Origin of the sequence: Ureibacillus manganicus DSM 26584, from assembly GCF_000772945.1 — a bacterium.
GTDB classification, from domain to species: domain Bacteria; phylum Bacillota; class Bacilli; order Bacillales_A; family Planococcaceae; genus Ureibacillus; species Ureibacillus manganicus.
Window position 1 is genome coordinate 1 of sequence record NZ_JPVN01000077.1, and the last position, 282, is coordinate 282.

The following is a 282-nucleotide window of genomic DNA, read 5'->3' on the forward strand; positions in this document are numbered from 1 at the left end:
TCATATAATGGTGGAGCCTAGCGGGATCGAACCGCTGACCTCCTGCGTGCAAGGCAGGCGCTCTCCCAGCTGAGCTAAGGCCCCTATATAGGAATATGAATTGTATGGTGGGCCTAAATGGACTCGAACCATCGACCTCACGCTTATCAGGCGTGCGCTCTAACCAGCTGAGCTATAGGCCCTCTATTAAAGGTTATAATAAACCTTCAAAACTGAACACAAAACGTTAATGATTTAAGCCGAAGGCTTAAATTCCGTTAAATATCCTTAGAAAGGAGGTGA

At 46.5% G+C, this 282-nt stretch carries 2 tRNA genes; both read right to left on the reverse strand.

The features are described from left to right. Positions 1 to 8: 8 nt before the first annotated feature. Positions 9 to 84 (reverse strand) — tRNA-Ala (locus CD29_RS19445). A gap of 21 nt (positions 85 to 105) precedes the next feature. After that, a tRNA-Ile gene (locus CD29_RS19450) sits at positions 106 to 182 on the reverse strand. Between the last annotated feature and the right edge of the window lie 100 nt (positions 183 to 282).